Source organism: Pseudoalteromonas sp. T1lg21, assembly GCF_002964625.1.
Taxonomy (GTDB): Bacteria; Pseudomonadota; Gammaproteobacteria; order Enterobacterales; family Alteromonadaceae; genus Pseudoalteromonas; species Pseudoalteromonas gelatinilytica.
The window spans coordinates 1-1,582 of the sequence record NZ_PQBX01000023.1 but is presented as its reverse complement, the minus strand read 5'-3'; the positions used below and the strand labels follow the sequence as shown (position 1 = coordinate 1,582).

1 protein-coding gene is annotated in these 1,582 nt (G+C 46.5%); it reads left to right on the top strand.

Annotated features, from left to right (window positions below; genetic code table 11):
- Positions 1-106 precede the first annotated feature (106 nt).
- Complete coding sequence (locus tag C2M25_RS06835) at positions 107-1,261, top strand: IS110 family transposase (protein ID WP_105180750.1); 1,155 nt, start codon at positions 107-109, stop codon at positions 1,259-1,261.
- Positions 1,262-1,582 lie beyond the last annotated feature (321 nt).

Here is a 1,582-nt window from a genome sequence, read left to right as displayed (position 1 = left end):
TAGACATAATGACTCCCCACGAGGTGCTAGCCTCCGCATTTTCGTGGGTTAGCTAAAAGCCAGAGCCATAATTAGTTTGTCAAATAACTAAACAGCGGAGGCTAGCATGAACAAACATAGCATACTTTTCATTGGCTTAGACACACATAAAGAATTTAATGAAATCGCTTACCTTGAGGACCATCGAGGCGCACAACCCGTGCATTATGGCCGCATCCCTTCGGCTAAAGCTGCCGTTAAAAAGCTTATCAGGCAATTTGAATCCAAGTATCCGCACGTAACTTTGCACTTCGTCTATGAGGCAGGTCCTTGTGGTTATTGGATATATCGGCTCATTACCAGCCTTGGCCATTGCTGTTATGTCGTTGCCCCATCACTTATTCCCAAAAAGCCCGGTGAGCGTGTAAAGACCGATAAACGTGATGCCATTAAGTTGGTCAAACTACTGAAATCGGAAGACCTCACTCCCATTTATGTTCCTGAGCCTGAAGATGAAGCCGTTCGAGATTTATCCCGCGCCCGAGAAACGGCTATGAAAGATTTGAAAGACGCCAAGTACCAACTTAAAGCACTGCTCCTGCGCAATAATATTAACTACAGCGGCACGGCAAACTGGTCGCTCAAACACCTGCGTTGGCTCACTGAATTGGTGCTGCCTCATCCAGCTCAACAAATTGTATTACAGGAATACATTCAAACCATTAATGAGCGGATTAATAGGCTGAGACGACTCGACAATGAACTTGAGTATCAGGTCAGAAACTGGCGGTATTATCCCGTAGTGAAAGCCATACAAGCCATGCGTGGTGTCAAACTGTTGGTAGCAGCAGGTGTGATTGCAGAGCTTGGCGACTTAACACGCTTCGACCACCCAAGGAAATTAATGAGTTATGTAGGCTTAGTCCCTTCAGAGCATTCCAGTGGTGGCAAGCGTCATTTAGGGGCAATCACCAAATGTGGTAATGGCCGAGCAAGACGGCTGTTGGTGGAAGGAGCGCACAGTTATCGCTATCAAGCCGCGGTGACCACCGAGCTACAAAAGCGCCAAGAAGGGTTGCCCAAACACATTGTTGATATGGCCTGGCAGGCACAACTCAGACTGTGTCGTCGATATCAGCGTCTGATGCATAAGGGTAAGCATTATAATGTGGTGGTAACGGCTATTGCGCGGGAAATGATTGCCTATATCTGGGCGATTGCCAGAGAAACAGTATTAAGTCCGGTTAATCCAAAACTACGTATCGCACGGGTTCCGGCATAAAATGAAAAACGGCTTTGAGTTAATGCATTGGATCAAGCATCGGGTGTGGCACAACCACCGAGGGCGTTAGGATGGCAGTAATTAGCAATAATTATTGAACCACGAACATAGACTGAAGACAGGTGCTACGACGGGTTAAGTAAGGTAGGCTCTGCTCATAAAAGTGAGTAATCCACGGATACCAGCATGATAACCGACGACATTACTTGCTTCATTCGATGTGTTAACTCACTTTATTGGGTGAAAGACAGATTATTAAAGGCTTAAAAGTTTAGGCAGGGATCGGTGTACCCTGCTTGACATGGGGAGTCATACCAACGC